We start from the raw sequence: 23,488 nt of genomic DNA on the forward strand, positions 1-23,488 counted from the left end.
TTGTGTAATTTTAAACAGGCTTTTGGTAAAAAACTTTTAAAATAAACAAATGAAATCCTTATTCATCCCAATTTTATCAGTGCTTTTTTTTGCTTCCAATTACATTTCACCATCTAACCATAACATTACAAGTATCCGTAACCAAGGTTCTGCTACGAATAAAAACATTGTTGTTGTCTTTACAAAAAACACTTCTGCAGTACAAGTTAACAAGAAAGGTGTATTTTATACTTATAATAATTTAAGGTATTATAACAACAATTTATTAAGGATTGACAGAGACCTAAACAATGCAAATAAAAATGATATACTGACCATTAAATCTGATAAGGCATTATTGCCTGTTGATTTATTTTATAATTACGTTACCTATAATTATTATTTTGCACAAGGCGATACAATTGTTTTTACCTTTAAAAATGACATCCCTTTTGCTACCTGCATCAATAGAAAAACAAAACCTGCCGACTTAAACTATTCTTTATATTATAAAAAACGGTTTAAAATCCCACTGAAAGGAAACGGTTTAGTCACTTTTACAAAAGACCATATTCCGGTAAACAAGTTGTTTGAAAAATACAATAACGAATACTTACAGCAACAAGTGTTTTTAGATTCTTTGGTCAAAAGCAATGCATTGTCCTCAGGTTTGGAAGCTTTATATGCCAAGCAGAACGAGTACGAATTTGCAGGTAATGTATTAAATAACAATATGTTGAAACCTTATGCCAATAATTTTTTTCAGCAACATCCTATTGATACCCTTATTAATGATGAAAGCCTTTTATACAATGATTTTTTTCATTTCTTTCTTCACTATCCTTATTTGTGGAGCGACAGACCAAACATTAGCAGAATAAAAAACGGCCATGGAATTTCGTTAGATTATAAACAGGCATACGAAAAGGTTAAGTTGGCTTTTTCGAATCTCAAAGTTCGAGAATACATGCTGTTCTATTGCTTACAAATGATTGAGGAACAAGAACCGGTAGAAACAGCCAATAAGTATTTGTCAAAATTTAAAGCAGATGTCAAGGATACTATTTACAATGCTTATATCAATAAAAATTATGCTTTAAAGCCTGTGGTTGTGCCTGGTTCTTCCATGTTGACCAATGTTTTGCAAACCAAGAAATTGGATTATAAAGATTTAATAAAAGCATCGTTAAACAATGTAATCTATGTTGATTTATGGGCAAGTTGGTGCCTTCCTTGCAGGGCTTCTATGCCAGCCGCATTTAGGTTGAAAGAATTTTATAAAAACAAAAAAATAAAATTTGTTTATATTTCGACAGATGTAAATTTTACAGATTGGGAAACAGCATCGCATGCTGAAGGGCTAACAAATGATGCCAATAGCTTCTTGCTTATTCAACCCAAAACTGCTGCCCTGCCGAAACAAATATCACTTAAAACGATTCCGCGATACCTCATTTACAATAAAAAAGGCAAGTTGGTTTTTGCCAATGCCCCAGGCCCTGACAGCCCTGAATTGAAAAAGATACTTGACAAATATTTAACAGAATAATTTGAGCATACTATTTTTGCGCAACTATTTTAAGTTTGTTTAGATGCTTCTTTTATCGCATAAAAAATGGTAAGGTCAATTGTTTTTTGCAGAAACACAAAGAGACAAATGCAAATTTTATAGTGGTAAAAGAAGCATTTTGACTGATGCTTCTTTTACCGCCCATTTTTTGTTTGAAAGCTGATTGCTGGTGGCTATAAGCTAATCACACTTCTTTTATCAACTAAAAACTATTGTTCATCTCTGTAAAATTTTTAGTCGGTAAAAAAGTGCCGGTATTACTTCAAACTAAATTGTTATTCATTTTTTATGGAATTTACAGGATTAGCCAAAGCAGCACTTATGGTTTGCCAACTGATAGTTAACAAGGCAATTACAAGTGCGGCGGCACCTGTGTATAGAAATATTCCGGGACTAATAGTTGTTCTGTAAGCAAAATCTTTTAGCCACTGGTTAATTACCAACAGGGAGAGCGGCACAGCTATTACAATAGCAATAAATACCAAACGGATAAAATCTTTGCTGATAAGTAAAACAATATGATATACAGAAGCACCCAATACTTTTCGGATCCCGATTTCTTTAACCCGCTGCTGGGCAGTAAATGTAGCTAATCCAAACAGCCCCAAACAGGCGATTAAGATTGCCAGACCAGAAAATAAAGAGAAAAGATATCCGAAATGTTGATCAGATTCATACTGTTGGCGAAACGACTGATCCAAAAAAGTATACAAAAAGGGCCTTTGCGGTGCCACTGTCTTCCATGTTTTTTCAAGTGCTGTAATGGTAGCGGAAATATGATCGGCCTTAACAGCCACTATAATACGATTAAGCGAACTTGGCATTCCATATCTCAAGGTCAATGGTTCTACTGCTGTGTGTAAAGAACGGAAATTGAAATCCTTCACCACACCAATTATGGTTCCCTGCTGGCCCCACTGCGCATACTTTTTACCAATCGCATCAGCCGGATTACGGAAGCCGTATAATTTTGCTGCAGCTTCATTGATAACTAATGCCTGGGTGCTATCGGTCAAAAATGAGCGTGAAAAATTCCTGCCTGCTACTACAGGGATGTGAAGGCAGGGAATGAAGTCAAAATCAATCTCGTAGATCAGAGGATTTTTGTTGTTCATTTGACCGTTAGTACCTTGAATATCTGTACCAGCGTTAGGTAAAAACTCACCCGGAACAGCGCGTGAAGCAGCAACCGACAAAACTCCCGGCTGATCAGCAAGCGATTTCTTTATTCTTTCGATGTTTTGCCGTACTTGCCCATCGCCTTCAAAATTTAAAACCAGCATTTGATCTTTAGTAAATCCAAGATCATGGCTATTTAGAAACTTTAGTTGTGTATATACAACAGCCGTTCCGGCAATTAAGGTAATGGAAAGCGTAAACTGAAAAATAACCAATGCTTTTCGCAGTGATATATTGCTGGGCGAAGGTTTGAACACGCCTTTCAAAACCAATATCGGCTGAAACCGGGAAAGAAACCAGGCCGGATAAATACCTGCTAAAATACCGGTTGTTAACGTAAGCATAGCTATACCTGCAAGTAACTGACCGCTCAGGAAAACTTTCGGAGAGAATTCTTTACCGGATAAAACGCTGACTACAGGCAGACTTAGTTTGGTTAATGCCAAAGCCAGCACGGCCGCTACTGTAGAAATCAAAACCGACTCGAACAAAAACTGCGCCCGAAGTGCCGAGGGTTGTACACCCAATACTTTTCGTACACCTACTTCTTTGGCTCTTTCGAGTGAACGGGCCGTGGATAGATTCATAAAATTAACACAGGCAATGACGAGGATAATCAAACCAATGCAGCAGAACAGGTAAATGTTGCTCATGCTACCTACTGGTCCAGGTTGCCTTGTAGCTTTAGAATGCAGGTAAGCATCATCCATTTTTTCAAAGGCAATTGTATATCCCGGGTCTTCATTGTTATGCCGTTTTAAGAATGCAGGAATGCCTGCCTTCATAGAAGCAATATCGGCATGGTCTTTTAGTATAAAATAAGTGTAGAAATCTACATATCCCCACCAACCGAAAATGTCACTACGCATTTTTTTGGCAGTTGACATAGAGATCAGCCCATTAAAAGTAATCTGTGAATTTACCGGCACATCAGCCACAACGCCGGTTACAGTAAAACTGAGTTCATTATTTACCCGAAAGATTTTGCCGAGAGCGTTGTTGTTACCAAAAAATTTCTCAGCTACTTTTTGAGTTAGTACAATACTATTAGGCGCAACTAATGCGGTTTGAGGATTGCCCTGCAAGAGATTCCAGCTAAAAACTTTAAAAGCGTTAGAATCTATAAAAATTAAGTTCTCCTGCTGGATACGTTTCTCTTTGTATTCCAGCAATAAACTCGCTGGACTCATAAACTGCACTACTTCTTTTACCTGCGGAAAATCAGCCGCCAAAGCAGGCCCAACAGGCGCGCAACCCCAAACCTGATAATCCTCCGGTGCAGGAGACGTAACTTTCTGTCCCTTATCACCACTACGAAAAGTTTGTAGCACACGATAAATATGATCGTGCTTGGTGTTATAATGATCGTAAGAAAGCTCATGCTGCACATACAAAGCAATCAGGATGCAGCAACTCATCCCAATGGCTAACCCGATGATATTGAGAAAACTATAGAGCTTTCTCTTCAGAATATTGCGCCTGGCAATAAGTAAAAAATGTTTAAACATGATGCAGGTGTTTAGAATTAGCTAACGAAACAATATGCCAAACTGTAAAATGCTGAAAATCAATAGGTAATCAATTGATCATGTTCGTTATCGTACATATACTGTCTGTTAATGTTCGTTATCGTACACCTGCTGTCCGTAATTGATCAGAATTAAAATTTATAACCTTCAGTTGTTAAGGCCAGACGAATGAATGAAGCTAAGACGAGGTAATAATGTCATCATTTTACTCCAATTTATCAAAGTTTTTAATACTTCTTTTATCGTATAAAAATCATCAAGTATCCAAATTACAATACCGCTTTAGTTGCAAATAGATTTTATTTGATAAAAAAGCAACATACTTCTTTTATCGACTTTTTTTGCTGAAAGCTGATTGCTGAAAACTATAAGCTAACAGCTATCCGCTGCCTAATCGCCTCATACAAAATTACACCTGTTGAAACCGAAACATTTAACGATTCTATTTTGCCGAACATGGGGATTTTGGCGAGGTGATCGGCAATGCGGATCAGTTCGTTACCGATGCCGTCTTCTTCGGAACCCATAATGATGGCCGTTGGCGCGGTATAATCGGGCGCATAAATATCCGCATTGGTTTTCTCAGTGCAACAAACCAATTGCAAACCCGAAGCTTGTAAAAACTGCACGGTTTGCAGCAAATTCTGATGCCGACAAACCGGGATTTGGTACAACGCTCCGGCCGAAGTTTTGATCGCATCGGCATTAATTTGTGCTGAATTTTTTGTAGGCAAAACAATGGCGTGTACGCCGGAACATTCGGCCGTGCGGGCAATGGCGCCCATGTTGCGCACATCGGTTATGCCATCCAAAACCAAAACCAGCGGCACTTCTCCCCGCTCGTAAATTTGCGGGATAATATCTTCAATTTTTTGATACGTAATTTCAGAAATCACGGCAATTATGCCTTGGTGGTTTTTTGCAGTGATGCGGTTCAGTTTCTCCACCGGAACTTGTTGCGCTGTAATCTGGTATTCGTTTAAAACCGTTTTCAGTTCATGAAATAATTCTCCGCCCAAACCCCGCTGCATGTACAACGCCTCAATTTCTTTTCCCGAACGGATCGCTTCCATCACGGCACGGATGCCAAAAATTAGTTGGTTGCTTTCCTTTTTAAATTGCGGGCGTTGCATCATATCCTTGTTCAAATTTTTACGCGAAAGTAATTATAAAATCAGCCAGTTGCGGCGATAAATACAGATGCTTCTTTTATCGGCATAAAATTGTTAACAGCTTTAACTTTTATTAACACTGCTTCAATTGCTTCATTTTCAACCTAAAATAAAATTTATAGGCAAGTTGTTAACAATAGTTGTGGATAAACCAACAATAACCTTTTCGCTTTATGAGTTAAAAAGCAAGGTTTTGGCAGGTAGAAAAGTATTCAACAATGCTGATTTTTTCAAAAAATTTTAACCGCCCAAATTTGTTTATTTTTGATGCTATGAGTTTAGAAGGCGATAATAGTTTAAGCAAATCAGGCACGTTTAACCCCGACCGCCGTGCGCGGTTTACCAACCCAACGCCAGGTGGCAACTTAGGCAAACTGCAACCACAGGCAACGGATTTGGAGGAAGCCGTGTTGGGCGCGCTGATGCTGGAAAAAGATGCCTTATCTTCTGTGATTGATATTTTAAAGCCGGAAGTTTTTTATCGCGACAGCCACCAAAAGATTTTTTTGGCAATAAAAACACTATTCGAAAAAACTTCGCCGGTTGATATTTTAACCGTAACGGCACAGTTACGACAGCAAGGCGATCTGGAAATGATCGGCGGCGCTTATTACATTACCGAATTGACCAATCGGGTTGCTTCGGCAGCGAATATTGAGTTTCATTCGCGCATCATTATCCAAAAGTTTTTGCAGCGGGAATTGATCCGAATTTCTACAGAAGTCATCAGTCAGGCTTACGAAGACACGACCGATGTTTTGGATTTGCTGGACAAAGCCGAGAAAAACCTGTTCGATATCGCCCAAAATAACCTCCGCAGAGATTCCCGCAAAATGGATGACCTGATGCACGAAACGCTGAAGGAAATGGAACTTTTGAAGAATAAAAAAGACGGTTTAACGGGCGTTGCTTCCGGTTTTACAGATCTGGACCGAATGACTTCAGGCTGGCAAAAATCTGATCTCGTAATTATTGCTGCTCGCCCGGCGATGGGTAAAACCGCTTTCGTTTTAAGTTGCGCCCGAAATGCGGCGGTTGATTTTAACAAACCAGTTGTCGTGTTTTCGCTGGAAATGTCGTCCATTCAATTGGTTAACCGTTTGGTTTCCGGCGAGACAAACATCGAGCAGGAAAAAATCCGAAAAGGCAATCTCGAAGAATGGGAATGGCAGCAAATCCACTCTAAAATTGGCCGTTTAGAACAAGCGCCGCTGATTATTGATGATACGCCGGCTTTGAATATTTTTGAGTTCCGAGCCAAATGCCGGAGGTTGAAATCGCAGCATGATATCCAAATGATCATCATTGATTATTTGCAGTTGATGCAGGGCAAGGGCGAAGGCAAAGGCGGCGGCAACCGCGAGCAGGAAATCGGCAGTATTTCGAGGGCATTAAAATCGGTTGCCAAAGAATTGAACGTACCGGTGATTGCGCTTTCGCAGTTGAGCCGTGCAGTCGAAAATCGTCCCGGCGGATCAAAACGGCCAATGCTTTCAGATTTGCGGGAATCGGGTTCGATTGAGCAGGATGCAGATATGGTTTTGTTTTTATACCGCCCGGAATATTATGGTTTGGAGTTTGACGAAGACAACAACCCAACGCAAGGTGTTGGCGAGATCATTATTGCGAAGCACCGAAACGGCGAAACCGGCCGCGTGCGGTTGAAGTTTGTGGGCAAATATGTGAAATTTACCGATTTGGACGATACTTCCGGCGATTTTTCTCCGGCTAGTGCTTCTGCCGGTTTAAAACCTTCTGCCGAGTTTGAAAAGCCAAATAACTTTATTATCCGGCCGTCGCGAATGGATGATATGGAGGATGAGGCGCCGTTTTAAGGGTTGGTTTAAATTTGTACAAGAAAAAATCTTAATGCTTCTTTTACCACATAAAAATTGGTGAATGTATCAAATTCAAATCAAACCAAATGCTGCAAGTTTTTAGGTGGTAAAAGAAGCATTAAAAGTTAGTTAAATAAATTTCAACCTGGCTTTTAATCAGAAAACCACACTCAGCAACAGCGCAATCAAAATCACAAATGGTGTTTTTATCGGCGTAAACTGAAGCAGCAAAAAAGTGCCGATCATCAAACCAATGCCTACTAAATTAGTGGCAAAAGGTTTGGCCAGAAACAAAAAAGCGGCAACCATAAAACCAACCGCAACGGCGTTGATGCCGCTTAAAGAATTACGGATGCGGCTAATTCTTTTCAGATCGTCCCAAAACGGAACGATAAACAAAATCAAGATTAAGCCCGGCAAATTGATGCCCAACATGGAAATGAAACTGCCGGCGATTTGTCCGCTGATACCGTAACCGCGGTTGCCCAGCGTTAACCCACCGATAAAAGAAGTAAAGGCAAAAGTTGGACCCGGCAAAATTTGCTGCAAGGCGTAGCCCGATAAAAACTCGGAATTGCTGAGGTAATGCTTCATTTCCACAAACTCGGTGAACATCAGCGGAACCAAAACCTGGCCTCCGCCAAAAATCAAAATACCGTTGCGGTAAAAATTTTCGAACAAACGGATGGGCAAACTATACGGTGAAGTTTGGTTGACCACCGCGCCCAAAACAGCAAAAAACAGTAAAATGCCGATAAAATAAATCACTTTCCGTTGGTTAATATTGGCAAACAGTTTCACGCGCAAGGCGTCTTCCTCCGGCTTGGCTTCAAAAGCAGAAGAAATGATGCCGCCCATCATAATTAAAATCGGGAAAGCGTAAGCGCTTCTTAAAATCAAAGTGGCGGCCATGGCCGAAACGGAAAGCAGAATGCTTAACTCTGATTTTAAAAATTTCCGCCCGAAAGTATAAGCTGCAGAAGCCACAATCCCAACGGTAACCGGCTGGATGAAACGGAAAGCATGGGTAAACATCCCTTTTTCCACAAACATTTTGTAGCCAATGGCGGCGATGCACATGATGGCTGCCGAAGGGATTACCCAGATCAAAAAAGTAAGCAAAGCCAAACGCAGCCCGCCGGTTTTCCAGGCAATGCCCACCAAAGTTTGCGTGGAAGAAGGCCCCGGCAAAATCTGCGAAAGCGCGTTCAGTTCCATCAGTTCTTCTTCCGAAACATAACGCCGCTTTTCAACAAATTCCCTTAACAAATAGGCCAAATGCGCTTGCGGGCCGCCAAAAGCAGTAAATGTATAAAGCAGTACATCCCGCAAAAACAAAGTTTGGCGCTTGCTCAAAATGCTTTAAAATTAGTCATCTTCGTATTCGTCTTTCCAGCCGGTTATGGCCTGGTAAACGCCCTGCAATTCAGAAAAAGCGTGCATGTCGTTTGCTTTTTTGGCTGCTTCCATCCCTTTTTCATAGGTAAAAACAGCATCAGGCTTGCGGCCAAGTGCTTCGTACAACTTCCCCAAATGGTAATACGTGCCCACATAGGCCGGATGGTTGTTCACCAAATCTTCGTAAAACGATAAAGCTTTTGCGGTATCATTTAGCCTTAAATATTCGGTGGCGAGCGCGTATTTTAGAAATTCGTCTCCTGGCTCGTCATTAAAAAACGCCAAAAGCTTGTCCAGTCGGGTTTGCTGCATCTTAAACAGGTAATTTTTTTATTTTTGCAAAAAAGCAGTTTTAAAGTTATCAGCAATAAAAGCTTGGCATCAGGCAAAAATAACTTTTACTGCCAACAACGCGCAATTTAAGGCAAATGAAAAGCAGGTGAATGCAAATTAACATATTACAGTTCAGGATTGATTTAAAAGACACTGAAAAAAGGGTGCTAAAAACAGTATCAAATTCTTACATCATTTTCAAAACCGTAATGAAATGCCAACGTTGAACTACAACAATAAAACAAAGCGTACAGGCAAAAATCAAAAACAGAAGATGGGCGATGGGCAATAACATGCAAAAAATAAAATTAGATATTGTAGGCTTGTCCTACAGTCAAACCCAGTCCGGCGCGTATGCGTTGGTTTTGGGCGAAATCAGCGGTCGGCGCCGTTTGCCAATCGTGATCGGCAGTTTTGAAGCGCAGGCCATTGCCATTGAAATCGAAAAGATGACACCCAGCCGCCCCTTAACGCATGATCTTTTTAAAACTTTTGCCCAGGCTTACCACATTACCATTCAGGAAGTGATCATTTATAATCTGATTGACGGCATATTTTATTCTAAACTGATTTGTTCCGATGGTAAAAAAACCATGGAAATTGATGCCCGCACTTCGGATGGAATTGCCATGGCCGTTCGTTTTAACTGCCCGATCTATACCTATGAATTTATCCTTTCTTCTGCCGGAATTGTGATCGAAGGCAACGATTTTGTGTATTTGGAAAACATCAACGCCGACCCGCAGGAAGAAAAAAACATCGCCGCCGTGGCCAAAGGCTATACTTCTTTTAGCACCGAAGAATTGGAGGTGAAGCTGAAAGATGCTTTATCGGAAGAAGCTTATGAAAAAGCGGCAAAAATCCGCGATGAACTGACGCGCCGCAAAGCTTCCTGATTTTTTGTGATGAAATTTTCAGCAATTCCCGATCTTAATTTATAATTTCCGCTTTATTTTAAAGCTGAATAGCGTATATGGAAAGATTTACCGGGTTGATAGGCGTTGTACTGATTTTTGCCCTTGCTTTTTTATTGTCCAACAACCGGAAAGCCATCAACTACCGCATTGTACTTTCCGGTTTGGCCATTCAGTTGCTGCTGGCGGTTTTTATTTTGAAAACTTCTGTCGGAAAACACGTTTTTGCCTGGTTGGGCGAAAAGGTTTCCAAACTGTTGGATTTCTCTCACGTTGGCGGAACTTTTGTTTTTGGCCCGCTTACCGATCGTTTGTTTCTCAACAAAGCTTTCGGGCCGGAAGTTAATACCATTTTCTTTTTCAGCATCATTCCAACCATCATTTTTGTGGCCGTTTTAGTGAGCGTGGCTTACCATTTGGGCATTATGCAGCGCGTTGTAAAAGGCGTGGCCATTGTGGTTTACAAAGTGATGGGTGTATCGGGTGCCGAAGCGCTTTCCAATGTGGCCAGTACTTTTGTAGGCCAGGTAGAAGCGCAAATCATGATCAAACCGTTTTTAAAAGGCATGACCATGTCGGAATTACTGGCTTCGATGGCCGGAAGCATGGCTTGCATTGCCGGCGGTGTGATGGCGGTTTATATTTCTTTTGGTGTTCCGGCGGAGTATTTGCTTGCTGCAAGCATCATGGCCGCGCCCGGCGCTTTGGTGATTTCCAAGATTGTTTGGCCCGAAACCGAAATCTCCGAAACGAAAGGAAAAGTTTCTCTGGAGATCAAAAAAGCGGATGCCAATTTGGTAGATGCGATTTCTCATGGCGCAAGCGACGGTTTAAAAGTTGGCTTGAATGTGATTGCGATGCTGATCGGTTTTATCGCCATCATCGCTTTGGTAGATTATATTTTGGGGAAGATTGGCTTTTTTATGGGCAACAATCTACACGCCAGTTTAGATTTTATCGGCATTGATCTAAAAACTTTGAGCCTGAAACAAATTTTGGGCGCGTTGTTTTCTGTTTTTGCTTGGGCCATGGGTGTTCCGGGAAAAGATGTGCGCACCGTTGGCTCGCTGATGGGAACGAAAATGGTTTTGAATGAATTTGTGGCTTATCTTGATTTAATTAAAATTAAAGCCAGTTTAACGCCAAAAGCTTTGCTGATTTCCAGTTTTGCGCTTTGCGGGTTTGCCAACTTCAGTTCCATTGCCATCCAGGTTGGTGGCATCGGCGAATTGGCACCGGAACGAAGACACGATTTGGCAAAATTGGGCATGAAAGCTTTGATCTGCGGAACGCTGGCTTCTTATTTATCAGCTACGATTGCCGGTATTTTAATGTAAGTTCGGTTGTAAGTTTTGAATTGCGTGTTGCCAGTTCTGCTTTGATTTCCTTTTGCGCTTCTGCTCAATATTTTTTTTCGACACTTAATTTTATGTTGTAAAAGAAGCATTGATACGGTTTACAATTATAGGTTTTGTTGAAGGACACACCCCTTGCCCCTCTCGAGAGGGGAAGCATAGTTTGCTACCGTTCTATCGTTTACCTTTCCGCCTTTTACCCTAAAACCTTTTGAGCTTTTTTGTTTAGAAAAGTCTGCTTTAGGCTTCCCCTCTCGAGAGGGGTTAGGGGTGTGTCCTTTATTTTATGCCATAAAAGAAGCATTTATCAAAAGCTGTTATCTAAAACCTATCCAGCCAATTCCTGCCGGTTCATAAAAAAATCCTGCAACAAAATAATGGTTTTTGCATCCCGAAATTCACCTTGCTGCAGCTTTTGGCGTGCTTCGGCATAATCCATTTCTACGGCCTTTACGTTTTCGCCTTCATCTTCCAAACCGCCGCCTTCGTCAATTTTTGATCCCAAATTGTATTCGCCGATAAAAAATTGCGCCATTTCTACATCGCCGCCTGGCGAAAGGTAAGCTTCCCCCACTTTTCTTACGTTTTTTATCGCGTAGCCCAATTCTTCTTTGGCTTCGCGGATGGCGCCTTCTTCTACCGTTTCGCCTTCATCCGTAATCCCGGCACAAACCTCAATCAAATCGCCTGATTCGTTTCCGTTAAAATAAGTTGGCAAACGTAATTGCTTAGTCAACAGCAGCTTTTTCCTTTGCGGGTCGTACAGCAAAACAGCAGCTCCGGATGGCCGGTGGTAAACTTCGCAGTCGTTTTGCTGCGGTTTTCCATCGCGGCCGGTGGTTTCGTAGGTTACGTTTTCTAATGGATACTTGCTGCTTTCGGCCAGATTTTGGCGGTCTATAATTTTAATTGCTGACATAGTTTATTTTTCAGAAAGAACAACAAAAACCAGATCAGGTTTCAATCCACTTAAACAAGAAAAAAAATCATTAACTAAAAGAAGCATTGCCCGGGTTTGCTTTATCAGAAAAAACACCGATAAAAGAAGCATTTAGAACCTTTGGCTCACCGAGATGCCGTAAGTACGCGGCTCGTCTAAATGTGTTGCGCCGAAATCATAAGCATAAGCAATGTACTTTTTGCCGCTCAGGTTGCGTTCCCAAAAACTAATGTTGAAATTTTTTACGCTGATGCCAAAACTGCTGTTAAACAAATGATACGGTTTCTGTTCGATGGTATTGGCCAAATCAAAAAACTGGTCGCCTACGTACAACCATTCTCCCCGCACAAAAAACTTTATTTTCTGATCATTGCTGATCGCGCGGCTGTATTGCAAAGCCGTCATGGAAGTGGCGTTGGGCGAAAAAACCGGGTGGTTGTTTGCACCGCTAAAAGGTTTTCCGTTGTTTGCCAAAACCAAATCGGTGTATTTGGCATTGGTCAAACCAATGTTGTTGCTGATTTCCAATCCTGCAAAAGGCGTTGCGGCCAGTTCCAGTTCCAAACCTTTGCTGTGCAGTTTTCCTACATTACGGGTGATGGTGATGGCATCCGGCAAAACCAAAGTGGGCACTTGCGCATGGTTGACCGTGGTATAAAAAGCCGTAAAAATTAAGCGCAAACGGTTGTCGAAAAAAGTATTTTTAGAACCAACTTCAAAATTGTTGCTGTATTCGGGCTGGTAAGCGTACAAGGGCGGCTGCGAAGGATCGGAAGAAAGCTGACTAATCCCGCCCGTTCTGAAACCACGGCTGTAAGTGCCATACAACAAATGGTTTTCGGCAACACGGAAAGCCAAACCGGCCTTGGGCGAAAAAGCATGGTAAGCCGTTGCCGAAGCAGTATCAGGCCGCGTTACCATTGCCTCTTGCCCGTCCATCTGGAACTCGCCTTTGATATGCTCTTTTTGATGCTCATAATCATACCGGATGCCTAACGTTAAATCAAGCTTTTGGGTCAAAGCATAAGTTCCCTGACCGTAAACTGCAACGCCAAAACTTTTGCCCAAATTGGTATTGATGCTGGTAAAATCAGCAATGGGCGAACCAACCAAAGCGGCATCATTGCCAAAATGCGTGCCTTGCTTCACCGGATTGTCCTGGTAAAAACTGTAAACGCCAGTTGCCCACGTCAGAGCCGAATTTGTTTTTGCAGGAGAAGAAAACCGAAATTCCTGTGTCAAAACCTGAACTTTATTAAAACGATTTCCATAATTATTAATGATAGAAACAGCATCGGCAGCAGAAAAATCGCCATCAATGGGTTGTTGGTAATACCGATGGTTGGACTGATAAGCCGACTGCGAACTGAAATTGAAACCTGGTCCGGAATATTGTACCGACAAGGAAGAATTGAACAAATTATCAACCATACGGGCAACAGAATTTTGGTTGATTTGGTAAGGATTGTTTAAAGCTTCATCCGGGCTGACGGCCAGGGGAAATGCACCGTTGTTCCGGTTTTCGGTATTTTTTGCATTCAAGGTGATCATCCAATTTTGGCCGGCCAGGTATTTTAAAAAATAATTGCCCATAAAAGTATGCTGCCTATCGAACTTGGTGTTGTTGAAAAGATTGGTATAAAAACCATCCAAATGGTTGTACAAACCGGCTATTCCAAAATACAATTTATCTTTTACGATTGGTGTTCGCAACGCCAAAGTATAGCGTTGTTTGCCGTAATTGCCCATTTCTATTCCCGCCGAACCTGTTGTTTCGTTGGTTGGTTCGCGGGTAATAATGTTGATGATCCCGGCCATGGCATTTCGCCCGTACAAAGTTCCCTGCGGCCCTCTTAACACTTCAATCCGCTCTACATCAAGCAATTGCGAAATGTAAGTATCCAGGCCAAATTGTGCCACGCCATCAATATAAGTACCCACGGCCGGGTCATAAGATGTGGTTGAGATACCTCTGACAGAAGTAACGTTACGCTGGTCGCCGGGATTGGCCGAATACAAGTTTGGCACGATGCCAGTCAGTTGGCTGGCGTTTTGCAGCCGGTAAGCTTCTACCGCCCTGGCCGATAAAGTGGTAATGCTAACGGCAGTTTTCTGCGGGTCTTCGTCTCGTTTTTGCGCCGTAACCACCACTTCGCTTAATTGCCGACTTTCTTCAAGCAAAGTAAAATTGATGCTATTTCTTTCTGCATTAATATTTATTGTTTTGATGGTTGAAGAATAACCGGGCGCACTAACCTGAACCTGGTAATTGCCGGAAGTGGTTGGCGCAGCAATTCGGAATTCACCTTTTTGGTCAGTTACTGCCGTAAAACCTGTGTTTAAAATGAAAACCTTTGCCTGGTTAATGGGCTTTGCCTGAAGATTGGTTACGGTGCCTGTCAGGGTTTGAAATTGCTGGCTTTGAACCTGAAAGCTTAACAGCAACAAATATATAAAGGCAAAAAATGCAGGTATTGGTTTATTCATTTTTGGTAAAGGTTTAGCTTAATAAGCGGGGCAATTTTAAGCAAAAATAAATCGGCCTCAAGTTATTTAACCTCAAGGCTGATTGGAAATTTTTTGATTCAGCAAAAGTGTTTCACCAATTTTATGCCGATAAAAGAAGCATCGGCATAAATTGTTGTTTTTGATGAAATAACGATACTGTTTTTACCCTATAAAAATCGTTGGTTTTGCTGCACCTGCTTATAAATGGATTTGACGGTTTCGGCAGAAGTAAATCTATCTTCGGGCGTATTGGTTACATAATCTATCAACTGTTCAATCGTGCTGGTGGCCACGTGCATCCGCGTATCCGAAGAAGCGTAATAGATGAAAACTTTGCCGTCGTCATCTGCAATCCAGCCGTTGCTGAACACCACATTGGAAACATCGCCAATCCGTTCCTCGCCTTCCGGCGCAATAAAATAACCGTTTGGTTTGTGGATGACTTTGGTTAGGTCGTGCAAATCCGTCATGAACAAATACAACACATAGCGCAAACCGGCAGCCGTATTACGTACGCCGTGAGCCAAATGCAGCCAGCCTTTTTCTGTTTTGATGGGTGCCGGGCCTAAACCGTTTTTTGCTTCGTAAACTGTGTGGTAAACTTTTCGGTCAACCACAATTTCTTCATTTACAATGGCCGGGTTCATGGATTCGGAAACGCCGAAACCGATTCCGCCGCCGCTTCCGGCTTCGATAAAACTATCTTGCGGCCGAGTGTAAAAAGCATATTTTCCATCCACAAACTCCGGGTGCAAAACAACGTTGCGCTGTTGCGGCGAAGGTGTTTTCAGATCAGGCAAACGCTCCCAATGTTTCAAATCATGCGTTCTGGCAATACCGCATTGTGCAATGGCAGAAGACTGATCACCGGCCGGAGCTGAAGGATCACGGCGTTCGGTACAAAACAAACCGTAAATCCAGCCGTCTTCATGCTTCACCAAACGCATATCATAAACGTTGGTATCAATTGGGTTTGCTCCTTGCGGCATTGCTATCGGGTAATCCCAAAAAGAAAACTGATCAATTCCCGTCGGGCTTTCGGCAATCGCAAAAAAAGATTTCCGGTCTGCACCTTCTACCCTCACTGCCAAAACGTATTTTCCTTCAAACTTAATCGCGCCGGCATTAAAAGCAGCATTGATGCCGATGCGCTCCATCAAAAACGGGTTTGTTTCCGGATTCAAATCGTATTTCCAAAAATAAGGAACATGGGCAGCCGTTAAAATGGCGTTTTGGTAACGTGTATAAATGCCGTTTCCGTTTTCTGCTTCTGTATTTTTTTGGTTGATCAATTGCTCGTACCTATCTTTAATTTCGGTTAAACGGGCATCAAAATCTATGGTCGTATCCAACATTTCTATTTTTTATAAAATTAATTTTCGAGTTTGTCCCACCAGGTTTTTTTCAGGATAAGGACGATCACCACAATCAGCGAAACGGTAATCAGCAAAGGTAGTTTCATCCAAAGGATAACATACATGGGCAAAATGGTGAAACAAGCCTGTGCAATAACACCAATTACCACGTTAAACATATCCAGCTTGAACCTTTTATTGCCGGTAAAAGAAGCATCGTCTGCCACAACCAATTCGTGTATCGGTTTCCAAAAACCCCAGGGACGGACGGTGCGGTAAAACTTTTTCAAAACCTCGGTATCGGTTGGCGGTGCTGAGTAAGTCCCGGCGATACAACCGATAATAGAAATAACAAACAGCAAAGGCCAGTTGTACAAATCCAGGCTGAAAAACACCGACGGGAACCAGACTTTCAGATAAGGCATCAGCAACGCCATGGCGATGCCGCTGGCCATTCCCCAGAAAAAACCGTTGGCATTAAAGCGCCACCAGTACCATTTTAAAACGTTGGCCGCGATGTAACCGCCGTATAATCCGCCTACAATCCATTGCAAAACACTGTTGACGTCTTTTGCAAAAAAACCTAACGTAACCCCTAATACCACCACCACCACACCAACCAAATAATTCATAGAGATAATGGCTTTAGTCGGCGCGTTCGGGTTGACGTATTTCAGGTAAATATCATTGACCACATAAGCTTGTGCCGCATTTAAAGTTCCGGAGAAAGTACCCATAAAAGCACCCAGCAAACCGGTCAGCACAATCCCTAAAATCCCGACCGGCAAAAAGTTGTTGATAGCTCCTGGTAGTATCTTTTCAAAATCCGTTCCGCCTCCCGGTGCTGCCAGATCAAGCTGATTGTAATACAGCAAAGCCAAAACAGTTAAACCGATGACCATGGAATAACGGATTGGTAGCAGCATGATGGACACAAAACCCGTCATTTTGGAAGCATCTTTTGGCGATTGCGTGGACAGCATTTTTTGCATATCGTAATTTGGAGCCGGGCCGGCCCAACTTGCAAAAACGCCTTTGAAAAGCATCATCATAAAAAAGATGCCGAACAAACCGAAGCCATCATCTTTGATTTTTTGGTTTGCATCCGGAATAATGTGCCGCCAATCCATATTCAAGTGCCAGCCAAAAAACGGGTTTCCCCAACCTGCAGGAACATTTAAAGAATGGCCGCTGTGGCCATGCAAATTGATCATCGCGATGATGGCAATGGCGATACAACCAACGGTCATGATGGCATACTTGATCACATCGCCCAGAACAATACTGTGCATGCCACCTAAAATGGAGTAAAACATGGCAAAAAGCGTGAAGATGATGCCGTAAAAATGAGCCACATATTCCGGTGCAACGTGGAAAGGAACGTAAGCTTCAACCAAATTCCAGGGAACGAAGATTTCGATGAACTTGCCCAGTCCGATAAAACCGTAAGCCAGAAAGCCCAAACAACCGATCAAAGCAAAAGCCACGGTTACATTGTGCGATGCTTTTACGTTTTTTCCAACTGTTCCAAAACGCGTGGCCAACCATTCGGCACCGGTATCAGCGTTGGAACGGCGCAGCCATTTTGCCAAAAACATCATGTTGAAAACCTGGTTAAACACCGGCCAAAGCCACGGGATCCAGATACTTTTTAGGCCATAAACGAAGCATAGGGCCACCATCCACATGGTTCCGCTGATATCAAACATATCCGAAGCATCGCTCAAACCCAGCATGTACCAGGGCAATTTTTTGCCGCCCATCAGGTAGCTTTCCTTGTTTTCGCTGGCTTTTTTGCGCATGTACCAGCCGATCATCAGCATCAGGATGAGGTACGCAACAAGGATGAATACGTCTATTAATCTTAGTTTCATTTATTTCCCGGCCCTGCTTTTATTTTGATGAAGTAAAATTTTGAATGATTTTCCAGGTCGAATTATCAGTGCTAAAAACAGCATTCAAACCTTGTTCTTCCTGCGGCGGGTCGCCCATAAAATCATCGCCTTCTTTCCAAAAAACCTGTCCGGCAATTGGCCGTGCCGTCCCTCCGAAAGCCCAAAAATTACAGCCGGCAATTGAGCCGTTGGTTTTCATGCTGCGTTTCCATTCGTTAAAAACGGCTTCATAATATTTGTTGCGGGAAGAGGTGGTTGATGTTGGATCGAAAGACTGCGCATCCCGCGGCAAACCAAATTCTTCCAGCACCAAAGGTTTATCAAGTGCTTTGGCAATTGCTTCGTGCTGGCGGATATAAGCAACGGATTTTGAAATTACTTGCGGCAGATTTTCGGCAATGCTCGTATCCCGAAACCAGCCCCAATTTTTTGGCCAGATGTGGATCGTCAAATAATCAATTGGTTTGAAAGCATGGACATCCGAAAATAGTTTCGCAGAACCTTCCGATCCCATAACGCCTTCCGTTCCGGTGGTAACCAAATGGTTTTTATCAATAGATTTGATGTAAGTTGCAGCGGCGAGAACCCATTTTTTAAAAGCACCAAATGCTTCTGTCCGCATTGGCCGTGGTTCGTTGGCCAGTTCCCAAGCCATAATTGTCGGATCGTTGGAATAAGCAATATGGCTGTATTTATTAATGTGCGTTACAATCAGTTTTACCTGTTTGCTGTAATCCTGCATACAGCTTTGGCAGGTATAAAATTTGCTGGTTTCATTGCGCTGCCCGTCCCAGTTCAGCTTTTTGCGCATGGTCGAATCGGCCAACTGTCCGTTCCAGTTCAGGTATTGCAAAAATCCGCCGCTCCACTCCCAGTTGTTGCTTAAATAAAGCACGGCGCGCATATCGCGTTTGTGCATTTCGTTCAGCAAATAATCCAGGCTTTCCAGGATTTCCGGTTTGTAAACATGGTGTTCCGGTTGCAATGCCGGTTTTACGCGCTGAATCCCGTTTTCCATTCCTACGCCTTCTGATCCCGCCAATACACGCAGGTTGGTTACACCTTTTGACTTTAAAAAATCCAGTTCCTGCTTCAGCCTTGCCCTTCCCTTTTCGCCTTTTACCGCCTGCAACAAACCGCCGTACCAATAATTGGTGCCGATGTAATAATAAGGTTTGCCGTTGAGCATAAACTGGCAGCCTTGAGTTTTGACAAAATTTTGTGCCGAAACCGAAAACGACAGCAGGCAAAAGGCCAAAGCGGCAATACTGTTTTTATGCATGTTTTTTAGGTGGGTAAAGGTATCTTTTCTATTGCGATAACTTGGGCAAAGCTAAGCCAGCCTGCCCAAGCCGGTTAATAGTGTTTTAACAATTGTTAAAACTATTCTGCCTTTTACTGATTTTTAGGCGATAAAAACAGTATGCGGTTTTTTGAAAACAAAGAGGTTAATACTGAAAGTTGGTGCTCAAATCGGCAATCGTTATCTTGAAATCGCCAGGTTCGGTTACGCGCTTTAAATCGTAATTGATAAACGATAATTTTTCTTTGTTGATTGTGAATGTTACGGTTTTGGTTTGGCCGGGCTGCAAATCAATCTTTTCAAAAGCACGCAGCCGTTTAAATTCCGGGGTGATGGAAGCAACCAGGTCGCTTACGTACATTAATACCGATTCTTTTCCGGCCATTTTCCCGGTGTTGGTTACCTCTACCGTTACCGTGATGTTTCCTTTTTCCGACAGTTTGTTGCTGCTCAACTTCAAATTGCTGTATTTAAAAGAAGTATAGCTCATGCCAAAACCAAATTCCCATTGCGGGTCGTAGCCTGCAGCTTCATCATTTACGTCTTTATTTTCGGTGTATTTGCGGTAATAATTAACCAAACTGTTGGTATAGCGCGGGTAAGTGTAAGGCAAACGCCCGCTTGGGTTGACCTTGCCGGCCAATACATCTGCCACCACATTTCCGCCTTCGTTGCCCAAAATATAAGTGTGCAAAACCGCAGTTGTACCAGGTTCGATGGCAGAAACAACACGCGGACGGCCTTCTGCCAAAACCAAAACAATGGGTTTTCCGGTTTTGGCCAGAGCAGTAGCCAAAGCAATTTGCGGCGCAGAAATAGTGAGGTCGTTGATGTTTCCCGGCGTTTCGGTATAAGAATTTTCGCCCAAACAAAGCACAACCGCATCGGCACGCATTGCTTTATTCACCGTTTCCTCTATGTTAATGGCTTTTTCAAAACTCACGCCTTCACTGTAATCTACCTTGCCTTTTCCAAAAACATTTTGAATGGCTTCCAGGATGGTGTTTTTGTCTTTTTCGGTTTCGTCGCTGGTATCGCCTTGCCAGCTTCTGCTCCAGCCGCCGTTTAAAGAACGCATCGTATTGGCTGTTGGCCCGGTTACCAATAGTTTTTTTCCTGCGGACAAGGGCAAAAAATTGTTGGTGTTTTTCAGCAACGTGATACATTCGGAAGCGGCGTTATAGTTTGCTTGGTTGTGCGCCGTGCTGTTTACATCCGGATAATCGCTGGCGTTGCCAATCGGATCGTTAAAGATTCCCGATTCATATTTCACTTTCAAAATCCGGCTTACGGCATCGTTGATCCGCGCCATCGAAACTTTGCCTGCTTTTACATCGGCCAGTAAATCCTCGGTAAAGGTATAATCCGTCGGCACCATGCTCATGTCAATACCGGCGTTTACGGCCAAGGCAACAGCATCTTTATCATCTTTTGCTACGCGATGGCGCAGGTAAAGGTATTGGATGTCCTGCCAGTCGCTCACGGCAAAACCCTGAAAATTCAGTTCGCCTTTTAAAATATCCGTTAAAATATGATGATTGGCATGAACCGGAACGCCATTAATTTCTGCACTGTTTACCATCACTGTTTTTGCACCTGCTTTTACGGCGGCGGCAAATTGCGGCAAAAAGTATTCGCGCATTTCGCGTTCCGGGATCCAGGCCGGTGTACGGTCGTGCCCGCTCAAGGGGTTGCTGTAGCCCAGGTAATGTTTCAGGCAGGCCAAAACATGGTATTTGTCTTCCACCATTGGGTTATTTCCCTGGAAACCATTGATCGTGGCCAATCCCATCTGCATGCCTAGGTAAGGGTCTTCGCCAAAAGTTTCATAAATACGCGGCCACATCGGCTGACGGCCGAGATCTAAAACCGGACTAAAAGTCCAGGGGATAAAAGAAGCACGGGTTTCGTAAGCAGAAATTTCGGAAGCTTTGCGCGAAACTTCCGGGTTAAAAGAAGCTGCCTGCGCAATTTGCTGCGGAAACAATACTGTTTTTAGGGTATAATTATTACCGCGGATGGCATCAATCCCATATAAAACCGGAATTTTGAGGCGTTCCTGCAAAGCCATTTTTTGAACGGCCACAATCAGCGCCTGCCAGTTTTCTGTTGTTTGTGCCGTTGCGCCAACGTTCAGCAGCGAACCAACTTTGTATTTTTTGATGCAAGTGGCCAGCTTGTCCATGTCCAGTTGCCGCGGTTCCAGCAGTTTGCCGTTTTCGGTTTTCAGCACCATTTCGATGGAAATTTGGGTCATCTGGCCAACTTTTTCTTCCAGCGTCATTTGTGCAACCAAAGCTTTTACTTTTTGGTTGATGGCAGCGGCAGTCAATTGGTTTTGCGCGAAAATTTGAGAGGATAAAAAGGCGAGAATTGCAAAGAGTAAAAATTTTTTCATACCAATTTTTAGGGGATAAAAGAAGCATGGCAAAGCTATTGAAATACTTTTTGTTTTTTAACGCTGGCTTTGGTTCTTCAAAAAGGCTTATTATTACAAAACATTAAATCATGCAAAGCCATAAAAAATGACGAACGAAGAAGTTTTCCGCAGTTTTGGTGATATTCCCACAAAAGAAATTGCACCGGGTTTTTCATCCAAGTTTATCCATACCGATAGCAACACGCTTAATTTTATCGAAGTAAAAGCAGGAAGCGAAGTCCAGTTGCACCAACATGTGCACGAACAATTATCTTTTGTGCTGGAAGGAAAGTTTGAATTGACGGTGGACGGCCTTGCAAAAGTTTTGGAACCCGGTTTGTTTGCCGTGATCCCTCCAAATGTAATACACGGCGGCGTGGCAATAACGGATTGCAGGTTGATTGATGTTTTTAGCCCGGTGCGGGAAGATTATAAAAGGTTGTAGGGATATTGCGTAATTGACAATTAATAGAATTATGGAACATAAAAAGTGGTTAACTTATTGGAAAAAAAGTTTATCTGACTCTCTCAAGGCAGACATAGATATTGAAAAACTTAAACACTTTGAAATTGAAAATTTTAACGTTAATTTCCAAGTAATTGGGCAAATAGAACAAGTAAACAAACTTATTGACTTTGAAGAAGAGCGAATAAATAAGAAAAAAGGCCTGTCAAATAAGGATAGCGAAAATTGGACAAAATTAGAAAGTATCCAAATTTTAATATCCCCTTTTAAAATTGTGCCGATACCTGAAAATTTGGTTTTTTTAAAAGACAAAAAATCAAAATTTCCATTTTGGTATTATGCTACCCTTAATAGAAAAGGAAAACTTTTAGTTCCCGAAGAATGCTTTCCAATTTTTCAAAGAAAATTTTTAGAGCCACTTGCTGATGAAAAAACAGAATTCATTTTTAGCACAGTTGAAAAAGTTGACCAAGCTACTTCAGTAGGAAAAGAAGAATACAAAAACTTTGAAGAATACATTAATTATATCAAAACACTTTTTAGTATTGCAATTGACCAACCTATCGGCAATTACAAAATTGAGGGTTACAATACAATTCAAAACGGAATCATCCTGTTACCCGATGAAGACGTAAACGCTGCTATAGGGATAATACATCTTTATGAAAAGGTTTTAAAAGAAAAAAACATTACTTTACTGCTTGAAAAATTTATAAACTTAAAAAACGATGTAGTAAATCAACCACTTTCCGTTTCCGAATTGATAGAAGTGAATTTTTTACACTTAGGACAAATGGGATTTGATTTTCCTATTTCAGTCTCCCAAAGAAAAAGTTTATATACCTTTTTGCAAACGGATGATAAAGTATTTGCAGTAAATGGCCCGCCAGGCACAGGGAAAACTACTTTGCTACAAAGTATTGTTGCAAATAAAATTGTTGAAAGTGCTATTAAAGGCGATAGTCCGTCAATGATTCTTGCATGTTCAACAAACAACCAAGCAGTTACTAATATTATTGATAGCTTTTCTAAATGCAATACAAAGTCAGGGCATTTACAAGGCAGATGGCTACCTGAAATTGACGGCTACGCTACTTACTTACCTTCTTTGCCTTCTGAAAAACAACCAGAAAAAAGAAAAGATAAAATAAAAGAATGGGAAACAAAAAAATGGAATTTTAGAGATATTGATAATAAAGTAGGACTTTTTAACAAAGTTGAGAATCATACTTATTTAGAAAAGGCAAAAGAATATTTTTTACAGAAAAGTTCTGCATATTTTGGCTCAACAACTTTAGGTATAGTTGACATCAACAAAAAACTGCAAAGTGAAAT

The 23,488-nt window shown here is 41.9% G+C and carries 16 protein-coding genes; 6 read left to right on the top strand and 10 right to left on the bottom strand.

What is annotated here, in order from left to right; genetic code table 11:
- Positions 1-79: 79 nt before the first annotated feature.
- A complete protein-coding gene (locus tag V5804_RS09620; RefSeq protein ID WP_369591179.1) occupies positions 80-1,528 on the top strand; it encodes a TlpA family protein disulfide reductase in 1,449 nt (482 codons plus the stop codon).
- Positions 1,529-1,824: 296 nt separating this feature from the next.
- Here V5804_RS09620 and V5804_RS09625 read toward each other — a convergent pair whose 3' ends face one another.
- Together V5804_RS09625 and rlmB are read right to left on the bottom strand one after the other, a co-directional pair.
- Entirely contained in the window at positions 1,825-4,236 is a 2,412-nt protein-coding gene (locus V5804_RS09625) for an ABC transporter permease (protein WP_369591180.1), read from the bottom strand.
- Positions 4,237-4,622: 386 nt separating this feature from the next.
- Entirely contained in the window at positions 4,623-5,390 is a 768-nt protein-coding gene (gene rlmB, locus V5804_RS09630; RefSeq protein WP_369591193.1) for a 23S rRNA (guanosine(2251)-2'-O)-methyltransferase RlmB, read from the bottom strand.
- A gap of 311 nt (positions 5,391-5,701) precedes the next feature.
- Between rlmB and dnaB the strand changes: the two genes are divergently transcribed.
- Positions 5,702-7,264, top strand: coding sequence for a replicative DNA helicase (gene dnaB / locus V5804_RS09635; RefSeq protein ID WP_369591194.1), 1,563 nt, complete (start codon positions 5,702-5,704; stop codon positions 7,262-7,264).
- A gap of 159 nt (positions 7,265-7,423) precedes the next feature.
- Here the strand turns inward: dnaB and chrA are convergent, their stop codons facing one another.
- Complete coding sequence (gene chrA, locus V5804_RS09640; protein WP_369591181.1) at positions 7,424-8,623, bottom strand: chromate efflux transporter; 1,200 nt, start codon at positions 8,621-8,623, stop codon at positions 7,424-7,426.
- A 12-nt stretch (positions 8,624-8,635) separates the two neighbouring features.
- On the bottom strand, positions 8,636-8,977 hold the full coding sequence (locus V5804_RS09645) for a tetratricopeptide repeat protein (RefSeq protein ID WP_369591182.1): 342 nt from the start codon (positions 8,975-8,977) through the stop codon (positions 8,636-8,638).
- Between the two features lie 314 nt (positions 8,978-9,291).
- Here V5804_RS09645 and V5804_RS09650 point away from each other — a divergent pair, with 314 nt between their 5' ends.
- Positions 9,292-9,894 carry a bifunctional nuclease domain-containing protein gene (locus V5804_RS09650; protein ID WP_369591183.1) on the top strand — a complete coding sequence of 201 codons (603 nt, stop codon included), beginning with the start codon at positions 9,292-9,294 and terminating at the stop codon, positions 9,892-9,894.
- 77 nt (positions 9,895-9,971) lie between these two features.
- The gene (locus tag V5804_RS09655) at positions 9,972-11,249 is read left to right on the top strand and encodes a NupC/NupG family nucleoside CNT transporter (RefSeq protein WP_369591184.1); all 1,278 of its coding nucleotides are present in this window, start codon (positions 9,972-9,974) and stop codon (positions 11,247-11,249) included.
- Between the two features lie 346 nt (positions 11,250-11,595).
- On the opposite strand, the gene V5804_RS09660 is transcribed toward V5804_RS09655, so the two are convergent.
- The 6 genes from V5804_RS09660 to V5804_RS09685 form a co-directional block, all read right to left on the bottom strand.
- Positions 11,596-12,186, bottom strand: a complete 591-nt coding sequence (locus V5804_RS09660; protein ID WP_369591185.1) for an NUDIX domain-containing protein — start codon at positions 12,184-12,186, stop codon at positions 11,596-11,598.
- A 132-nt stretch (positions 12,187-12,318) separates the two neighbouring features.
- Positions 12,319-14,694 carry a TonB-dependent receptor gene (locus V5804_RS09665; RefSeq protein ID WP_369591186.1) on the bottom strand — a complete coding sequence of 792 codons (2,376 nt, stop codon included), beginning with the start codon at positions 14,692-14,694 and terminating at the stop codon, positions 12,319-12,321.
- Between the two features lie 188 nt (positions 14,695-14,882).
- On the bottom strand, positions 14,883-16,070 hold the full coding sequence (locus tag V5804_RS09670; RefSeq protein ID WP_369591187.1) for a glycosidase: 1,188 nt from the start codon (positions 16,068-16,070) through the stop codon (positions 14,883-14,885).
- Positions 16,071-16,087: 17 nt separating this feature from the next.
- The gene (locus V5804_RS09675) at positions 16,088-17,944 is read right to left on the bottom strand and encodes a sodium:solute symporter family protein (RefSeq protein ID WP_369591188.1); all 1,857 of its coding nucleotides are present in this window, start codon (positions 17,942-17,944) and stop codon (positions 16,088-16,090) included.
- A 19-nt stretch (positions 17,945-17,963) separates the two neighbouring features.
- Complete coding sequence (locus V5804_RS09680; protein ID WP_369591189.1) at positions 17,964-19,247, bottom strand: cellulase family glycosylhydrolase; 1,284 nt, start codon at positions 19,245-19,247, stop codon at positions 17,964-17,966.
- 166 nt (positions 19,248-19,413) lie between these two features.
- Complete coding sequence (locus V5804_RS09685; RefSeq protein ID WP_369591190.1) at positions 19,414-21,666, bottom strand: glycoside hydrolase family 3 N-terminal domain-containing protein; 2,253 nt, start codon at positions 21,664-21,666, stop codon at positions 19,414-19,416.
- A 127-nt stretch (positions 21,667-21,793) separates the two neighbouring features.
- Here V5804_RS09685 and V5804_RS09690 point away from each other — a divergent pair, with 127 nt between their 5' ends.
- On the top strand, positions 21,794-22,132 hold the full coding sequence (locus V5804_RS09690; protein WP_369591191.1) for a cupin domain-containing protein: 339 nt from the start codon (positions 21,794-21,796) through the stop codon (positions 22,130-22,132).
- A 31-nt stretch (positions 22,133-22,163) separates the two neighbouring features.
- Positions 22,164-23,488, top strand: a 1,325-nt coding sequence (locus V5804_RS09695; protein ID WP_369591192.1) for an AAA domain-containing protein, incomplete at its 3' end; no start/stop codon positions are given.

Source organism: Mucilaginibacter sp., assembly GCF_041088075.1.
In the GTDB taxonomy this organism is placed as follows: domain Bacteria; phylum Bacteroidota; class Bacteroidia; order Sphingobacteriales; family Sphingobacteriaceae; genus Mucilaginibacter_A.